Annotated in this window: 12 protein-coding genes; 7 read left to right on the top strand and 5 right to left on the bottom strand. The window is 51.8% G+C overall.

All coding sequences use genetic code 11. From position 1 onward, the window contains the following. Nucleotides 1-30: 30 nt before the first annotated feature. Nucleotides 31-1,293, top strand: a complete 1,263-nt coding sequence (locus CF651_RS22670) for an amidohydrolase (RefSeq protein WP_094017158.1) — start codon at nucleotides 31-33, stop codon at nucleotides 1,291-1,293. 234 nt (nucleotides 1,294-1,527) lie between these two features. Next, the gene (locus CF651_RS22675; protein ID WP_094017159.1) at nucleotides 1,528-2,844 is read left to right on the top strand and encodes a hypothetical protein; all 1,317 of its coding nucleotides are present in this window, start codon (nucleotides 1,528-1,530) and stop codon (nucleotides 2,842-2,844) included. 150 nt (nucleotides 2,845-2,994) lie between these two features. Here CF651_RS22675 and CF651_RS22680 read toward each other — a convergent pair whose 3' ends face one another. After that, nucleotides 2,995-4,035 (bottom strand): NADH:flavin oxidoreductase, encoded by a 1,041-nt coding sequence (locus CF651_RS22680; RefSeq protein ID WP_179232938.1) that lies wholly within the window; start codon nucleotides 4,033-4,035, stop codon nucleotides 2,995-2,997. A gap of 91 nt (nucleotides 4,036-4,126) precedes the next feature. Continuing rightward, entirely contained in the window at nucleotides 4,127-4,708 is a 582-nt protein-coding gene (locus tag CF651_RS22685) for a TetR/AcrR family transcriptional regulator (RefSeq protein ID WP_094017160.1), read from the bottom strand. Between the two features lie 285 nt (nucleotides 4,709-4,993). Here CF651_RS22685 and CF651_RS22690 point away from each other — a divergent pair, with 285 nt between their 5' ends. From CF651_RS22690 to CF651_RS22710, 5 genes are all read left to right on the top strand, one after another. Continuing rightward, the gene (locus tag CF651_RS22690) at nucleotides 4,994-6,400 is read left to right on the top strand and encodes a M20 family metallopeptidase (protein ID WP_179232939.1); all 1,407 of its coding nucleotides are present in this window, start codon (nucleotides 4,994-4,996) and stop codon (nucleotides 6,398-6,400) included. 31 nt (nucleotides 6,401-6,431) lie between these two features. Continuing rightward, nucleotides 6,432-7,835 carry an NAD-dependent malic enzyme gene (locus tag CF651_RS22695; protein ID WP_094017161.1) on the top strand — a complete coding sequence of 468 codons (1,404 nt, stop codon included), beginning with the start codon at nucleotides 6,432-6,434 and terminating at the stop codon, nucleotides 7,833-7,835. A gap of 307 nt (nucleotides 7,836-8,142) precedes the next feature. Next, nucleotides 8,143-11,265, top strand: a complete 3,123-nt coding sequence (locus tag CF651_RS22700; RefSeq protein WP_094017162.1) for an efflux RND transporter permease subunit — start codon at nucleotides 8,143-8,145, stop codon at nucleotides 11,263-11,265. A gap of 71 nt (nucleotides 11,266-11,336) precedes the next feature. Further along, the gene (locus CF651_RS22705) at nucleotides 11,337-12,629 is read left to right on the top strand and encodes an efflux RND transporter periplasmic adaptor subunit (RefSeq protein WP_179232940.1); all 1,293 of its coding nucleotides are present in this window, start codon (nucleotides 11,337-11,339) and stop codon (nucleotides 12,627-12,629) included. Nucleotides 12,630-12,655: 26 nt separating this feature from the next. Next, entirely contained in the window at nucleotides 12,656-14,395 is a 1,740-nt protein-coding gene (locus CF651_RS22710; protein ID WP_094017164.1) for a hypothetical protein, read from the top strand. 56 nt (nucleotides 14,396-14,451) lie between these two features. On the opposite strand, the gene CF651_RS22715 is transcribed toward CF651_RS22710, so the two are convergent. The 3 genes from CF651_RS22715 to CF651_RS22725 all read right to left on the bottom strand — a co-directional run bounded on the left by CF651_RS22715 (nucleotide 14,452) and on the right by CF651_RS22725 (nucleotide 16,736). Further along, nucleotides 14,452-14,781 carry a hypothetical protein gene (locus tag CF651_RS22715; RefSeq protein ID WP_094017165.1) on the bottom strand — a complete coding sequence of 110 codons (330 nt, stop codon included), beginning with the start codon at nucleotides 14,779-14,781 and terminating at the stop codon, nucleotides 14,452-14,454. A gap of 185 nt (nucleotides 14,782-14,966) precedes the next feature. After that, a complete protein-coding gene (locus tag CF651_RS22720; RefSeq protein ID WP_245856101.1) occupies nucleotides 14,967-16,235 on the bottom strand; it encodes an MFS transporter in 1,269 nt (422 codons plus the stop codon). Between the two features lie 30 nt (nucleotides 16,236-16,265). Next, entirely contained in the window at nucleotides 16,266-16,736 is a 471-nt protein-coding gene (locus CF651_RS22725) for a MarR family winged helix-turn-helix transcriptional regulator (RefSeq protein WP_094017166.1), read from the bottom strand. Nucleotides 16,737-17,043: the final 307 nt, after the last annotated feature.

Genomic DNA, 17,043 nt, shown 5'->3' on the forward strand with positions numbered 1-17,043 from the left:
TCCTCTATTAATTTTTAGGAGATGCTTTCCATGGAACTAGACGTAATAGCTTTAAGACGTGATTTGCACGCACATCCCGAGGTCGGCTTCACCGAGTTTCGGACGGCCGCAAAGGTCGTTGAAATTTTGCTCTCGCTCGGGTATGAGGTTCAATATGGGGAGGAGACCATGGACGGTCCTTCCCGCAGAGGACTGCCTTCCGAGGAGGCGTTGGAGGAGGCTTACCAGCGGGCGCTCCGCGACGGAGCGAATCCGGATATCGTCTCAAAAATGCGCGGCGGCTATACCGCGGTGATCGGTGTGAAAAAAGGACAGGCGCCGGGTCCTACTGTCGGCTTCCGATTCGATATGGACGCGCTGCCCATCCGCGAGAGTGCGGATGCGGACCACGCTCCTCAAGCGAAAGGCTTCCGCTCCGTGTACGAAGGCAGCATGCACGCCTGCGCCCATGACGGCCATACGGCGGTAGGGCTCGGCCTGGCTGCGAAGCTGGCCGACGGGAGCTTTCACGGCACCGTGAAGCTGATCTTCCAGCCGGCTGAGGAGGGCGTGCGGGGCGCCTACGCCATCGTGCAAAAAGGCTGCCTTGACGATGTCGACTATTTATTTTGCCATCATCAAGGCACGGATGTGCCGACGGGCGAATTCCACGGCGGCGGTCAAGGCTTTCTCGCCAGCACGAAGCTGGCGGCCCGGTTCTATGGCGTGTCCTCCCATGCGGGAGCGTCGCCGGAGAAAGGGCGCAACGCGCTGCTTGGCGCGGCGACGGCGCTCATGAACATCCATGCGCTTCCGCGTTTCTCCACCGGTTCCACCCGGGTGAACGTGGGTGTGCTGGAGGGCGGTACGGCGGCGAACATCGTTCCGGAATTCGCACGGATGGTGATCGAGACGCGTTCGGTTTCCGAGGAAACGAACAACGATCTGGAGCAGCGGGTCCGCCGCATTATTGCCCACAGTGCCGAGATGCACGAGCTGCGGTATGAGATCGATGTGATCGGCGCGGCGATTCCGATCCGCTGCGACGAGGAGCTGGTACAGCTTGCTATGGAGGAAGCGAGGCAGGTGGAAGGCTTTCATACGGTTAAAGCGAGCGTAGAGAGTGCGATGGGCAGCGAGGACGCCAGCTTCATGATCCGCCGGGTGCAGGAGAAGGGCGGCAAAGGGACGTATATGATCATCGGTTCTCATTTGCCGGCCCCGCATCATCATCCTAAATTCGACATTGAGGAAGAGATTCTTCCCCGCGGGGTCGAGCTGTTAAGCCGCATTGCAAGAAGGGTATTGACCTAAACGAAAGCCGCTGACAAATTGGCCGAGTGGACGGAATCGTTCTATAGAAGCAGTGGTCTCGAACCAAACAACGGGCTGCTTTCCTGCGTTCAGGAAGGCGGCCCTCTTGCTTTGCCGCCCGGCATGGCCTAGATGCGGACGGTGGAAATGGGACGGGCTTTTTCCTGCTCCGGGCGAGTGCTATAATGAGTCTGTTTCCATATTTTCATATTTTTGTTGTTGAGGAGCAAATGTATGGTATATCGCTTCGGCTTGATCGGCCCGGAACCTTCTGTGCAAAAAATGCTGAGCGTCGCTCAGGAACAATTTTCCGATTGCCAATGGCTGCCTTTTCCTTACGTCCATGTACAGGAATCAAAGGCCTTGATAGAAAATCATCATCAGGAAGTGAACGGATGGCTGTTCTCAGGCCCGATTCCTTATCATTATGCAAGGGAGTTTCTGGGCTCCGACGCCAATATCGTGTATTGCAAGCCGACCGGCGCGAGCCTCTACAAGGCTTTGCTTCAGCTGGCCATGGAAAGAAAGGAGCTCACAACGAATATTTCCATAGATATGATTGATTCCGAGGATCTCGATTTCAAGGAATCGTTCCTGGAAGCGGGGATTCCCACGGAAGCGATGTATATGAAAATGTTCAACGGTCCCATGTACGACAACCCGGATGTGCTGGTCCAGTTCCATCTTGATTTATGGAAGCAGGGGAAGACCAACGCTGCTCTGACGTGCATGAATCTCGTTTACAGTATGCTCCGGGACGCCGGAATGCCCGCCTATCGGATCCAGATGACGAAGCTGGACATCCGGCAGGCGCTGCGCGTGATGAGGGAGCAGGCGAAGAGCTCCTATTTCAAAGAGATGCAGATCGGCGTCGAAATTATCGAAATCGATCAATTCGACCAGCTCGCCGAGAAGACGCTGACCCGTTATCATTTGCAGCATCTGGAGCTGAAGGCGAAGCAGCAGCTGCTTCAGCTGTGCGAGAAAATCGATGGGACGCTGATGGATATCGGGAACGGGCGGTATCAGATCTTCAGCTCCCGGGGGGCCATCGAGCGTGAAATCGGGGCGCTCCGCGACACGGTGCATGCCGTCTCCCTGGAAGCGGACGTACCGGTTGCCGTCGGCATCGGCTTCGGCAGTACGGCCTTTTCTGCGGAGAACAACGCCAGAAGGGCGCTCCAGCATGCGAAGGAAAAGGAGGAGCGGGGAATTGTCATCATCCAGCAGGACGGCGTGATAATTGAATCGGTCGGGGAAGAAGACGAGCTGGCTTATGCATACCGTTCGCATGACAAGGAGCTGCTGGACAAATTAAACCAGGGCAACGTCAGCATCAAAACGTTTAAGAAAATAACCGCGCTGGTTCACCGGATGGGCTGGGAGGAATTCACCACCTCGGATTTATCGTCACAGCTTTCCATGACGCAAAGAAATGCGCAGCGCATCATGATGAGTCTGTGCGAGCTGGGCTTGGCGGAGGTCGGGGGCGAGGAGCTTCAAGCCGTGCGGGGAAGGCCGCGAAAGCTGTACCGTCTGATTCAAAGCTGAGGTGGACCTGAGACCAGATTGGTCAAAATGGGTGCGAATATGGATCTTCTGTATCCCCTTCGTTAATTAAACAGGCCGCCGATGATGCCGGCGGCCTGTACTTTATGAAGCTATTGTAACTCTTTAGAGTGTTTCCTATTAAACAGGAGCTTAACGAAGTGTTTTAACTGCCTCGGACGTAAAGGGGATCCATTCGGCTGTCCGTCCGTCGCGGATCTTTTGTGCCCAGGCAGGGTCCACCAGCAATGCCCGGCCTACGGCTACCAGATCAAATTCTTCGCGTTCAAGCCTTTCAATTAACCCGTCAATCATGGTATTATCGGCTCCCTTTCCCTCGGTAAAGAGACTCATAAAATCACTATCCAACCCAACCGATCCAACCGTAATCGTCGGTTTTCCTGTCAGCTTTTTTGTCCATCCAGCAAGATTCAGGTCAGAGCCCTCGAACTCAGGCTCCCAGAAACGGCGGGATGAGCAGTGGAAAATATCAACGCCCGCAGCGACTAAAGGCGCCAAGAATTGCTCCAGCAGTGCTGGAGTTTCAGCCAATTTTGCCGTGTAATCACTCGCCTTCCATTGAGAGAAACGCAGTACGATTGGGAATTCCGGTCCAACGGCACGGCGGCAAGCCTCGATGACCTCCACCGCGAAGCGGGTGCGTGCAACCATGTCCCCGCCGTAGCTGTCGGTACGCGGATTGGTTTTCTCCCAAAAGAATTGGTCGATCAAATATCCATGCGCTCCATGGAGCTCGATGCCGTCAAAGCCAAGCCGCTTGGCTTCCAAGGCTGCGTTTGCGAAGGCTTCAACGATTGCGGCGATTTCCGATTCCGTATAATCGCCAACCGCACCTCTTGCACCCATATGCCAAATCTGTGGGATGATCCGCCCGCCTGCTTCGTGCACTGCAGTGACTACGTTAGCCCAACCGTTTAATGCAGCTTCACCGTGGAAGTGAGGTATGTTGCCTTGATTGGATGCATCCGGATGATTGATTACTGTACCTTCCGTCACGATAAGTCCAACACTGTTTTCAGCCCTGCGACGGTAATAGTCCGCCACATCCAAGCCTGGCACTCCGTCCGGAGAAAATTGCCGGGTCATCGGTGCCATCACGATACGGCTGGATAGGGAGAGATTCCCGTGTGTGAATGGCTTGAACAAGGACTGAACGGATTGAGATGAATTCATAATATAACAGCCTCCAATATTCGATTTATCATCCATTCTTTAGGATAGGATGTTTTTTTGACTACAGAGTCAAAAACTTTGCAAAAAAAAATCAAGGTGCAAGCAACGCAAAAGACGTACGCAGGACCGCATCGATCCGTTCCCTGGAAGCACCTGTCTTCTCCATGATTTTCGCACCGAGAAGAGCGTTGTTCAAATAATCGGCAAGCTCTTTGCTGGTATGGCGGGTCGTAATCAAACGCTGCTCCTGGCCGCTGCGGATTATCTTCTCTAGTATTTGTTCGACACTGGTGAACATCATCTCAATTTCACGGGTTACCTCCTCATCATCGGTTCCGAATTCCAGTGTGGAATTTACCATGAGACATCCTCTGCGAGTGGCTTCGCTGTCTTGACAGAACGTTACGTCGCGTATGGCCTCCAGCTTTTTCAAAGGAGAAGCTTCCTGTGAGACCAATTGTTCCAGCATGGCTATACTCTGTTCGCGATACAGCGCCAACGCCTTTAAAAACAAGGCTCGCTTGTCTTCAAACACGCAATACAAGCTTTGCTTCTTAACCTGCGTCGTGCGGGTCAAATCCTCAAAGGAAGTCGATTTAAAGCCTTTCTTCCAGAAAACCTCCATGGACTGGTGCAGTGCGCGATCGACATCAAATTCTCTAGGTCTGCTCATGAGGTCATGATATCAATTCTTGACCGTGAAGTCAACAATCGTTCCGGGGGTCTCTGGATAGTTAGAAAAGAGTACACCGGGCTCTACTAATCGTTAAGCCTCATGGGGGTGGCCAGTTTTATTTTCACCAGATAGCAAGTACATATTGTTGTTTGTTCGGCGAAGCCGTAGATCCTTGGCAACCGGTAAATTTCATTGAAATAAGGCTGGAAGCGGGGTATAATTATAATACGTAATTTTCGTTAAATATTCGTTAAATAAATCAGAAAGAGGAGGGAATGTAGATTGGAAGATTTTAATCCGATTATATCGGAGCTCATTGAACAAAAGAGAGATTGGTATATAGACATCAGCAATCAAATTTGGGATTATGCCGAAACCCGGTTTGAGGAATATCGTTCGGCGGAGCTGCTCTGCAAGGCGCTGGAGCAGGAGGGCTTTGCCGTCGAACGCGGCGTCGGGGGGATGCAGACGGCTTTTATCGCAAGCTATGGTAGCGGCAAGCCGGTCGTGGCCTTGCTCGGTGAGTTCGACGCTTTGTCCGGCTTAAGCCAGAAGAAGGCAAGCAGCGAGCAGGAGGCGGTCGTTCAAGGAGGCAATGGCCATGGCTGCGGCCACAATCTGCTGGGCACCGGGGCGCTTGCAGCTGCAGTGACGCTCAAGCAAATTATGGAGGAGCAGGGCATCGGCGGCACCATTCGCTACTACGGCTGTCCCGGCGAGGAGGGGGGCTCCGGCAAGACGTTTATGGCTCGCGAGCATCTGTTCGACGATATCGACTTCGCCGTAAGCTGGCATCCCATGGATTACAACAGCGTCATGTCGATGAATTCTCTCGCCAACTACCAAATTTACTATAAATTCAAAGGGAAAAGCTCCCATGCCGCGGCCTCGCCTCATCTGGGCAGAAGCGCGCTGGATGCGGTCGAGCTGATGAACGTGGGTGTGAACTATCTGCGGGAGCACATTATTCAGGAAGCCCGGGTTCATTATGCCGTGACGAATACAGGAGGGCTGTCGCCTAATGTTGTGCAGCCAAGCGCCGAGGTGCTGTACCTGATCCGCGCCCCGCATATCGCGCAGGCCAAAGAAATCTTTGACCGCGTCAGCGATGTCGCCCGGGGCGCGGCGCTGATGACGGGAACGGAGGTGCAGATCGTATTCGATAAAGCATGCTCCAACCTCGTGCCGAATGAAGTGCTGGAGCGGGTCATGCACGCGAAGTTCGAAGAGCTTGGCGTGCCTGCGTTCGACGAGCAGGAGCGCAAGCTGGCGCAGGCCGTCCGCGCAACCCTCTCCGAAGCGGAAATCGCCTCTGCGCCGAATATTCCCGACGGCATGAGGGAGAAGGAGCTGGCGGACCGCCTGAATCCCTATGTGAATGGTTTGTTCTTGAGCGGCTCCACAGATGTCGGCGATGTCAGCTGGATTGCTCCTACCGTACAGTGCACGACCGCTTGCTTCGTGATAGGCTCGCCTCCGCACAGCTGGCAATGGGTAACGCTCGGAGCCACCTCGATTGCCCATAAGGGAATGCTGCATGCGGGCAAAATTATGGCGGCGACGGCGTTGGAAGCGATCCTGCGTCCGGAGCTTGTCGAGCAAGCGAAGTCCGAGCTTCGGGACCGTTTGAGAGGTCACGCCTACGCTTGTCCGATTCCATCGGGCGTTGTGCCCTCTGCACGAAAATAGCTTTATACGAATCAATAAAGGGGATTAGAACGTGGCTTATAATAGTGTTATTTTTCGGCTTGAGCTTGATCATGCAAAGGTAAATTTCGGTGATGTCGCCTCAGTTATCAGTAAAGCAGGAGGGGATATTACCTCCATTGACGTGATTCGGGCCGGACAGGAGAGCTCGATCCGCGATATTACGGTTAGTGCGGCGGATGCTATCGAGACGCACATTCTCGGGGTGCTGCAGGAGCTCGACGGCATTCGTGTCGTCAATACCTCGGACAGCACCTTTCTTGCCCATCTGGGCGGCAAAATTTCGATCCAGCCTACCTTGCCGATCAAAAACCGCGACGACTTGTCCAAGGTGTACACGCCCGGTGTCGCGCGCGTTTGCACCGCCATTCACGAGAATCCGCAAAAGGCGTATTCGTTAACGATCAAACGCAATACGGTAGCGGTTATCACAGACGGCACTGCGGTGCTCGGCCTTGGCGATATCGGGCCGGAGGCTGCGGCCCCGGTCATGGAGGGGAAGGCGATGCTGTTCAAGCAGCTTGCCGGTGTGGATGCCTTCCCGCTGTGCCTCGATACGAAGGATACGGAGGAAATGATTCGGACGATCAAGGCTGTCAGCCCGATTTTCGGCGGCATCAATCTGGAGGATATCAGCTCGCCGCGCTGCTTTGAGATTGAAACCCGCTTGAGCGAAGAGCTGGATATTCCGGTGTTCCACGATGACCAGCACGGAACGGCGGTTGTTGTCATTGCCGGACTCTTGAACGCGCTCAAGGTCGTCCATAAGCAGATGAGCGACATCCGTGTCGTCGTTAACGGCATCGGTGCGGCCGGTGTATCCATCTGCAAAATGCTGCTGGCAGCGGGGGTCAACCGTCTCGTCCCTGTCGACCGGGACGGTGCGATTGTGCGAGGTGAAAGCTACTCGCACCCGATGTGGCAGTGGCTTGCGGAGCAGCCGCAGGTGGAGGCGGTTCCGGGCAGCCTGCAGGAGGTGCTGCACGGGGCCGATGTGTTTATTGGCGTCTCGCGGGGCGGGCTGCTTGGCGCACAGGACATCAAGAGCATGGCGCCGGACAATATTGTGTTTGCCATGGCTAACCCGAAGCCAGAGATTGATCCCGAGGAGGCGCTTCCCCATGTTCGCGTCTTTGCGACAGGCCGAAGCGATTATCCGAACCAGATTAATAACGTTCTGGTCTTCCCGGGGTTGTTTCGCGGAGCGTTGGATTGCCGGGCCCGCCGGATTAACGAGCCGATGAAGCTGGCCGCCGCAAGAGCGATCGCCTCGGTCGTAACCGAGAGCGAGCTGAACGCGCAATATATCATTCCAAGCATTTTTAACGAACAGGTCGTCGCCAAAGTCAGCCGGGCTGTAATTGAAGCGGCAATCCTTACAGGTACGGCACGCCGCATTCCGCCGGATTTCAGGTAATGCAGCATTTCCGCAATACAAGCTCTTGTCCCTCTTTTTCGGGGACGGGAGCTTGTTTGTTTTTCCCCCACTAGGAAACGATATTTTATCGGATTTTCTTTTCATTTGAAGGGATATTCGCCACGAAGAACGTCATAAAAAGGTTGGGAAGGATACGCCGGCCGTGGACTATTGCTGGAACGTATTGGATTGGGTACGGTCGGAAGCTGTACATATTCAGTTCATATTCAGCTAGTACAATCGGAACTGAACAAATGTAGATTAAAGAGCGTGAGCCTGCACGCTAACGGATGAGGGGAGTGTACAGATGGATCGTTTTACCAAGTTTTCAATGAAAAATGTCTCGGCATTATTTATTATTATTCTTCTGCTGTTCGGCAGCGGCGTGTTTGCTGCCAATAAACTCAAAGTGGAAAATATGCCGGACATTTCGTTCCCCGTTGTGGTCGTGACGACGCAATATGCGGGAGCACCGAAGGATGTCATGGATGAAATTACGGATCCAATTGAGGAAAAGCTGGCAAATATTGAGGACCTCGATAGCATGACCTCGACCTCAAGCGATAATTTCTCAACAATTGTTATTCAGTTTAAGCAAAATGTGAAGGACACCGATAAGAAGAAGCAGGATATTGAGAGCCTGCTGCAGGATGTGAAGCTGCCTGCGACGGCCGCACAGCCTAAGGTATCCACCTTCGGCGCTTCTTCGTTTGCCACTAACTATTTGGTTGCCTATGCGGAGAATGGCATGAGCCAGACCGAGCTGGACAAATTGTACAATGACACGATTGAGCCCCACCTGGAATCGATCAAGGGGATTGACCACCTCGATGTCGTAGGGGCCCGTGATTCGAGCTTGGATATCGAGCTGGACGCCAGTGCATTGAATATGTACGGATTGACTCCGACGCAGGTGAGCAATGCTATCAGCGCTGCGTTGACCAAGAGCCCGATCGGCAGCGTCAAGCTGAGCGGGAACGAGAAGATGGCCCGTGTCAAGGGCGATATCAAAAGCCTGTACGAGCTGGAGCAGTTGGAGATTTCCACCAGCCAGAACGGCGTGATTACCCTCTCCCAGGTGGCTAAGGTGAAATCGATCACCGAGTCCGATTTTAACGGTCGATTGGACGGCAAGCCGGCCATTGGTATTATTATGTACAAGACCGGCAGTGCGAATGCAGTCGAATTTTCGGATGCGATCAAGAAGCAAATCAGCGACTGGAAAACGTCGATGCCGAACGTTGTCTTCAAGAGCACTTACGATAGTGCCGATCAGATCAAGGAATCGATTAACGGCATGCTGCGGGAAGGTGTCGTCGGAGCCTTATTGGCTTCGCTGATGATTTTGATTTTCCTCAGAAATATACGGATGACGATTATCGTTCTCGTCTCGATACCGTTGTCGATCCTCATTACTTTGCTGCTCATGTGGCAGCTGGATCTTACGCTGAACACGATGACGCTTGGCGGGATGTTCATTGCGATAGGGCGCGTCGTGGATGATGCGATTGTCGTTATAGAAAATATATACGCCTCGCTTGAAAAAGCGCAGAAACGGAATGACTCGGTTATCCTTCTTGCGACGAAGCAAGTATCGTCGGCGATTACCTCTTCCACGCTGGCTACTGTGAGTGTATTTGCACCGATGGGTTTGGTCAGCGGGATTGTAGGGGAGCTGTTCCGGCCGTTCGCCATCACGGTGGCGGTGGCGCTTCTGTCCTCCTTGCTAGTGGCGCTGACCGTGATTCCAATGCTGGCGAAGCTGCTCGTGCTTCGGGGCAACAGCGTCAAATCGCATGGCTCCCATGAGGAGAAGCCGGGAAGGTTTATGGCGCTCTATGAGCGTGTACTGCAATGGTGCTTGAATCACCGGATCAAAACATTGCTGCTCGCGGCCGTTTTATTCGTAGGTACATTAGCTGCTACCGTTCCGATGCTAAAGGTGTCTTTTATCCCGGAAAGCAAGCCTTCCCGCACGATGTACTTTCAGCTGAAGCTGCCGAACGAAACCTCCTTCGATGCGATGGACCTGAAGTCCAAGGAGCTCGAGAAGCTGCTTTCGGATACAAAGGACAGCAGCGGCGAGAAGGTGTTCACCTTCGTTGAAGCGCTGGTTGGCTACAGCGGCGATGACGAGAAGCAAACGCCTTATGCAGCTCAAATTTACGTTGAGGTGAATGAGAAGGTAGACGCGGATACGGTCAAAGCTCAGGTGAAGGATTTCATTCAATCCGAGCTGCCCAAAGGCTCTGAGGTGGAGCCTAGATCGCTTGGCGGCGGATCAGGTGTCTCCTCGACCGATTTCAAATATTCTTTGAAGGGCGAGGATCAGGATCAGTTGGAAATTGCAGCTGCTAAAGTGAAGGAAAAGCTTAAGGAGTTTCCTGAGCTGAGTGAGATAGAAGATAACCTGAGTGATGCCAAAACCGAGGTGGAAATTGAGGTAGACCAGAGCAAGGCAAGAGCCTATGGCCTGAATGCTTCTACCGTTCGCGATACGGCGCGGGCCTGGATTCAGAAGCAGACACTGGGCGATCTGAAGTTTGATAACTTGACTTATACGACGACGGTTTCGATGAATATGTCGGATAAGGATTCATTGGAGAAGCTGGGGAACATTCCGTTCACCACGTCGTCAGGAACAACCGTGTACTTGAAGCAAGTCGCCAAAATCAGCGAAGTCAAGGCTGCGGTATCCCTTGCGCGTGACAGTCAAAAGCAGGTTGTAAGTGTATCTGCCAAAATCAATGTGGACGATAAAAATAAAGTCAGCCAGCAAGTGACGAAAGCACTTCAGGAAGTGGAATTGCCGGATGGGGTTTCCCGCGAAGTCAAAGGGGTTTCCGAAGACATCAACGAAAGCTTTTCGCAGCTGTTCATGGCTATGGCCGTGGCGGTAGCGGTCGTTTATCTGATCATGGTGCTGGCCTTCGGTAACGCTTCGGCACCGTTTGCGATTCTGTTCTCTCTGCCTCTTGCGGCCATCGGCGGCTTGATCGGGCTTGTCGTGATCCGTGAGCCTCTGAGTGTAACGTCCATGATCGGGTTTATGATGTTGATCGGGATTGTCGTTACGAATGCGATTGTATTAATCGACCGTGCACAGCAGCTGCGCGAGGAGGGCTACACCGTTCGTCATGCACTGCTGGAAGCGGGACGGGTTCGTTTCCGGCCGATTATTATGACGGCGGGAGCCACGATTATGGCTTTGGTTCCGCTGGCGTTAGGTTTATCGGGAGAAGGCGGCTTGATCGGTAAAGGATTAGGTATCGTTGTGATCGGCGGCTTGGTCACTTCTACCATTCTGACCCTGGTTGTCGTTCCGATTGTGTATGAGATGCTGGAAGGCTTCAAGCAGCGGATGTCCCGCATGTTCAATAAAAATAAAAACAAGCAGGCGGATGCCGAAGCAGGAACGCTGGACATGTAACTTTTATGTAATAGGGAAGCATGGATGTCATAAAACACGTGACCTGGGATGCATTGAGGAGGCTTAAGAGAATGAAATTGTATACGACGGGGAGCAGGAGAAAAAGGATGAATCATACGTACCGGATGATGGCTGTGCTGACCATCGCCGCCATGGTGGCGTCAGGCTGCTCGATGGGGGGCCCGAAGGCCGCTCAGGCGGATTTACAAATACGACAGGTAAAAACGGAAGCCGTAGCCAAACAAAACATCGGCACCCCTACCGAGCAGGTTGCTGAAGTAACGGCGGTTAACGTCATTGATGTCGTGCCGAAGGTGAACGGAGAAGTAATCGAGGTGATCAAAAACCGCGGAGACTATGTGGAAAAAGGGGAAGTCCTGTTCCGTGTAGATAGCAAGGATGCGGAATCGACCGTTCGAAAAAATGAACTTTCTGTGAAGAGCGCACAGGATTCATATCAAAAAGCGAAGGACGATCAGGTCAATAACCGCAAGGATCTTGCGGATGGAGTAGAAAAATCAAAAATCGCATTGACGAATGCGGAAAATGATTATAACAAAACGCGCAACGAATTCGATGCTGGAACGTCTAATCAACATCAGGTGGATCTTGCTAAGCAGCAGGTAGACACGGCACGTATGAATCTGGAATCGGCGCAAAACAAGCTGGCCACGAATGAAAGCAACAATTCAATTGTGGCTGCGGAGAATCAAATGAAATCCGCTGCGCTTGCTTTGGAGGATTCGAGTCGTTCCTTGGAGAATTATAGCGTAAAAGCACCGGCCAGCGGCATTCTTACGGATTTCACGCTGGTACCGGGGCAGAACGTATCTTCCAGTAAAGTCGGGCAGGTTCAACAGCTGGATCCGGTCAAAATCAAAACCGAGCTCACTGAGGCGAGCTACCAGCTGGTGAAAAACAAAAAAGAACTGGTTTATTATAATCCCGACACACCGGATAAAAAGGGAACGGCCAAAATCAGCTATATGTCGCCGGTCATGAGTGCTCAAACCAAGAGCTATACGGTCGAGCTGGAAGTCCCCAACCCTGAACATACCATTGAGCCGGGATCCCGAGTCATGGTACAGTTAACTACAGAATCCGAGCAATCCGTTATCGCCATTCCGTCTTTAAGTATTATCCGCGAAGAGTCCGATGCTTATGTATTCGTACAGCAAGGCGATCAATACCAGAAGCGGAAAGTGAAGCTGGGGCGCATTAACGGCCAATACCAGGAGGTATTGGAAGGCTTGAAAGAAGGCGATCAGTTGGTCGTGACCGGACAGAATCAATTGAAGGATGGCCAGAAAGTTGATAATCAAGCTGCCGTACCGACTAAAAGCACAGACAAGGCAACGAAATAATATATATTAGGGAGAGTGAACTCATCATGAACAAATCATGGAAAAGAGGATTTACAGCGGTATTACTTGGTACCTTGATGGTACAAGGAGGACTTCCTGCGTTTGCGGCGGATGCACCGACTGCAGTCGTTTCCGTACCTACCTCGAACTATGGCCTGACACAGGATATCCGTGCAGCCGTAAAGAGCGTTTCTGTTGAAACGACGGCGCAAGGCTTGCAGCTGTCTGCCGTTGTACGTTTGTATAACGGGGGCGCATCGCAGAATCGCGTACCTGAGCATGAATTGCGTCTGCGCACGACAGACGGCATTGAATATACCCTCAAACCAAGCGCAGGCAACAAAACTTCTCTTCAGCCGAAGGAAGTTAGCGAGCTGATTTACATGGTTGTCATTGACAGCAAGGATCAGATTAAGGTGGATCAGCTTTCTTTTGTCGATGTCGATTTGTATACTTATCCGAAAAAAGAAACCTACCTGCTTAACATTCCACTATCTACGCAGGTATGGTACAAAACCGGCGGTAACTTCGGCGCACAAAGCGAGCCTCTCGCATGGGGTCAAGCCTTTACGATTCCCGGCGTGAACTCCGGCCTTACGTATACACCGGTGAGTATGTCCGAGCAAACCTCGGCCAACGGTCCGGTAAGAGTCGTTACCTTGTTGGTGGAAAACCCGGGCTACGGACGTGAAACGATCCCAGGCTTTGTTGTAGATGCTTTGGCCGATCAAAAAATGTACAACGGCACTCGTTCCCAAGGGGATGTGACTGCGTTGGAGCCAGGTGAGAAGCAATACATTCACTTTGCGATTCCGGTAGAAACGGGAGTAACGGTATCCAGTCTGTTGGTTGCGACTACGGATAATTTCGTGCCTAACGCGGCTGCCGGTACAACAGCTCAAGCTGTGACCGTACAAAGCGGGAAGCTGAATATTACCGCTCCGGAAGGCAAACAAACCGATGCGCTTTCAGCGACGTCCTACTTGATCGGTACACCGATTGCTTTCGATCCGCTGGCTAAAGCAATTGATGCAAAAACACAAGTATCCGTTGTGGAGCTTCACCTGCATGAAAATCCGGAATCCGGGTACAAAACAGGAGTAGCCAAATTCAGATTGACGAACACAAGCGACCAACCGGTACCGATGCCAGATTTCCAAACACAATTGACCGCTGGCAATGGCGTTACTTATTCCGGCACACGTCAAACGAAGGTTTCGCCTACATTGGATCCAGGTTTGAGCTATGTGGTTAGTTACTCGTTCAACTTACCTCAAAGCGAGACTGGCGAGAATTTGACTGTGAAGATTCTTGATGCCAAAGCAGCAGCACCATATACTACAACGATTGCAGCACTGCAAACAGCGGCACAGAAGGAAGATACGGCACTGGATACATTCTCCTTGTATCCTTACGACATTAAACTGAATGATTACAGCGTAAGCTACACGACTATGGTCGGCAATCCGATTACGTATACGTACAAAATCAAGTTGGATATGGATATCAAGCAAAAAGAAAACGTCGTAGTAGATGATAATTTCTCGAAGCTGAGATTTGAGATCGTCGATCCGGCTGGACGTATCGTTGGTACGACGGATGCTGCCTTCACAGGTCAGAAGAAGCTGATCAGCGGGGAGCAAACCATTGATGCAAGCAACATCAAATCCGATGAGTTTTCATCTCCGATTACAGTTAATATTTACGAAGTCATTACGACTCCAAATGGTGAAGCCAAACGTTTACTAAAAACATTCAAGCAATAATCAAATAAAAAAATCGCCGTCCCCGACGCAATGCGTCACAGGGAACGGCGATTTTTTTATTTTTTCAAAAACGCGGAAGCAAAACGGATCGCTTCCAGCGCATCCTTGACGAAGGGACGATTCTCCGGCTCCCATGCATCGGGCTCGTCAATCTCGAATTCCTCAGGGCACTCGTCGAGCAGAGCGGCCGCTTTTTTCAGCAAGGCCGGGCTGCCGGAGCTTTTCCCGCGAAGCGCCTGTGCGGCTGTTTTCATGGCTTCACTCACGCTTTTCACGTAGGGATAGTCCTCGGGGTCCCATGCTTTTTTATCGTTCATGTCATAAAATTCAATCCACTGCTCCAGCAGGCGGGCTGCTTTGGCAGGGTCCATCGGGTTGGCTGCCATCTCACGATCCATCCTTTATGCATATCGGTATAAGTTGCCGGTGCGTTTCTGAAGTAGACACGCCCTCTAACAAAGATAGCTTAAACGAGGATAATTGTACAGCAGCGTTGCCCGCAAGAAGAGACAGAGGCTTTATGCCTTTTGTGACACCGAGCAGCCGGTAATCCGGATGTTCCCGCTCCGTCTTATGCTTGATTACCAGCCGGGTCTCCGGACGAATCCGGCTTTTTGCGATACAGGAGGATGATGATCGAGCAGGGAATCAGACACAGCAAGCCGCAGGCGATGAAAGCGCCGTTCGCTCCAAAATGACTGGCGACAGAGCCGGTAAACAAGCTGCCGATCGGCGTCGAGCCCGCGAATACCAGCGAATAAATGCTCATGACTCGGGACCGGTATTCATCCTTGGCGTACATTTGCAGGGTAGAGTTGCAGGTGGTGGCAAACAAAATATTGCATGTCCCGTTGAGTGCAAGCAAAATCCCCGTTACATAGGGAGATGTAGCAAATCCGTTCAAAATCAGAAAGATCGAAATGAGAATCGAGCACACAATGCTGACGGCCATCTTGGGGCCGGTTTTGCTTCGGAGCGACATGGTCAGTGCCCCGATCAAGGATCCGATGCCGAGACAGGACATAAGTACTCCATACGTCTGCTCCTTCAGGTGAAGCACATCCTTCGTAAATACGGGGATCAGGACGTTGAAGTTATAGGCCATCGTCCCGACGACGGTGACGAGCAGGATGGTTTGCGCGAGCCGTTTGTCCCGGGAGATGTAGACGAAGCCGTCTTTTATTTCCCTGAATATGCCGACGTTCTGTTTCTTCTGCCTTACATAAGGTGTCGTTTGGATACGCGTCAAGCCGTAGATTACGGCGATAAAGCTAAGCCCGTTCAGCAAAAAACACCATGCGGGTCCCAGCAAAGCCATCATGGTCGCTCCAATCGCCGGACCAATGATACGGGCCAGATTGAACGTGGTCGAGTTCAGCGCAATGGCATTCATCAAGTCTTCCTTGCCGACGATTTCAATATTGAACGACTGCCGTGTAGGCATATCGAACGTGTTGGTTACCCCTAGCAAAAAGGCCAGCACCATAACATAGCTGTACTGTACCGTATGGGTGAACACGAGGATCGAAAGGGTCAGCGCCAGGACCATCGAAACCGATTGGGTCACGAGCAAAATCTTTTTCTTGGGAAACTTATCAATAAGGGTTCCGGCGAATAAGGAGAAGATAGTAATAGGCAGAAACTGCATGGCTGCAATAAGTCCCAGCAAAAAAGGCGAGCCGGTCAGCGTCAGTACGAGCCAGGATTGCCCGATATTTTGCATCCAGGTCCCAATGAGGGAGACGCACTGGCCTAACCAGAAATAACGAAAGTTTCGGTGGGTAAGCGCATGAAAATGCTTATGTATAAACCGCTCACCGCTGCTTAAGATCATGGACATAAGGGTTCACACCAGCTTTCCTTCAAACTATCATTGGCCTGCATTGCTTTTGGCGTCCTTCATCTGCTTCTCGATAAACTTGGCGGCGTTGATGCCCATCTTCTCAAACAGCTCCAGCGCAGTGTGCCGTTCTTCCTCCGTCAATCCGTCCGACAAAATATGCCTCCAATCGATCAGCACCTTTCGGATTTCGTCCTTCATGTCCATTGCCTTGGCTGTCAAAAAGACGCGATAGGAACGTTTATCCTCATCGCGGATTTCCCGCAGGATGTAGCCCTGCGCCTCGAGTTTTTTCAACGCCTTGGCGGTTGTGCCCTTGTCGATCTTCAGGTAATGGGACAGCTCCTCCTGGCTGAGCCCGTCTTCCTTATACAACGCATTGAGGAAAATATACTGACCTTTGCCGATATCCGTATCCTTAAGGCGGTCGCCGATATACATTTGCCCATAGCGGTATAGAAGCGATACCCAACGGGGAATCGTGTTTTGTTGATCAATCATGCGTTCCGGACCTCCTTATCGTTAGTTGCACATGCTACTATATTGTACGGCGTATTAGTTGCAAGTGCAACTACTTTTTGCATAGGCTGTTGTGGAACATCCGAGTGCTGGGCAAGGTTTGCTTGACCGGGGCTATTTGGCGAAGTGTGTCGAACGTTAGCGTAAAACAATGGATAAAGTCTTTATTTATCAGCAGGTTAAGCGATTTACTAAAAATTAATGTCCAGTTTACAAAAACCTGTTGTAACCCCAAATCAGCCTATGTATAATAGGCAGCATAAGGCAATTAAACCGGTTTAATTAAACC

The sequence above is a fragment of the Paenibacillus rigui genome, from assembly GCF_002234615.1.
Taxonomy (GTDB): domain Bacteria; phylum Bacillota; class Bacilli; order Paenibacillales; family NBRC-103111; genus Paenibacillus_S; species Paenibacillus_S rigui.

Bases quoted from the DNA above. Each gene is read 5' to 3' on its own strand.
- CF651_RS22670 (WP_094017158.1), top strand. From the start codon at position 31: ATGGAACTAGACGTAATAGCTTTAAGACGTGATTTGCACGCACATCCC.
- CF651_RS22675 (WP_094017159.1), top strand. From the start codon at position 1,528: ATGGTATATCGCTTCGGCTTGATCGGCCCGGAACCTTCTGTGCAAAAA.
- CF651_RS22685 (WP_094017160.1), bottom strand. From the start codon at position 4,708: ATGAGCAGACCTAGAGAATTTGATGTCGATCGCGCACTGCACCAGTCC.
- CF651_RS22725 (WP_094017166.1), bottom strand. From the start codon at position 16,736: ATGATTGATCAACAAAACACGATTCCCCGTTGGGTATCGCTTCTATAC.
- CF651_RS22710 (WP_094017164.1), top strand. From the start codon at position 12,656: ATGAACAAATCATGGAAAAGAGGATTTACAGCGGTATTACTTGGTACC.
- CF651_RS22715 (WP_094017165.1), bottom strand. From the start codon at position 14,781: ATGGCAGCCAACCCGATGGACCCTGCCAAAGCAGCCCGCCTGCTGGAG.
- CF651_RS22705 (WP_179232940.1), top strand. From the start codon at position 11,337: ATGAAATTGTATACGACGGGGAGCAGGAGAAAAAGGATGAATCATACG.
- CF651_RS22700 (WP_094017162.1), top strand. From the start codon at position 8,143: ATGGATCGTTTTACCAAGTTTTCAATGAAAAATGTCTCGGCATTATTT.
- CF651_RS22680 (WP_179232938.1), bottom strand. From the start codon at position 4,035: ATGAATTCATCTCAATCCGTTCAGTCCTTGTTCAAGCCATTCACACAC.
- CF651_RS22720 (WP_245856101.1), bottom strand. From the start codon at position 16,235: ATGTCCATGATCTTAAGCAGCGGTGAGCGGTTTATACATAAGCATTTT.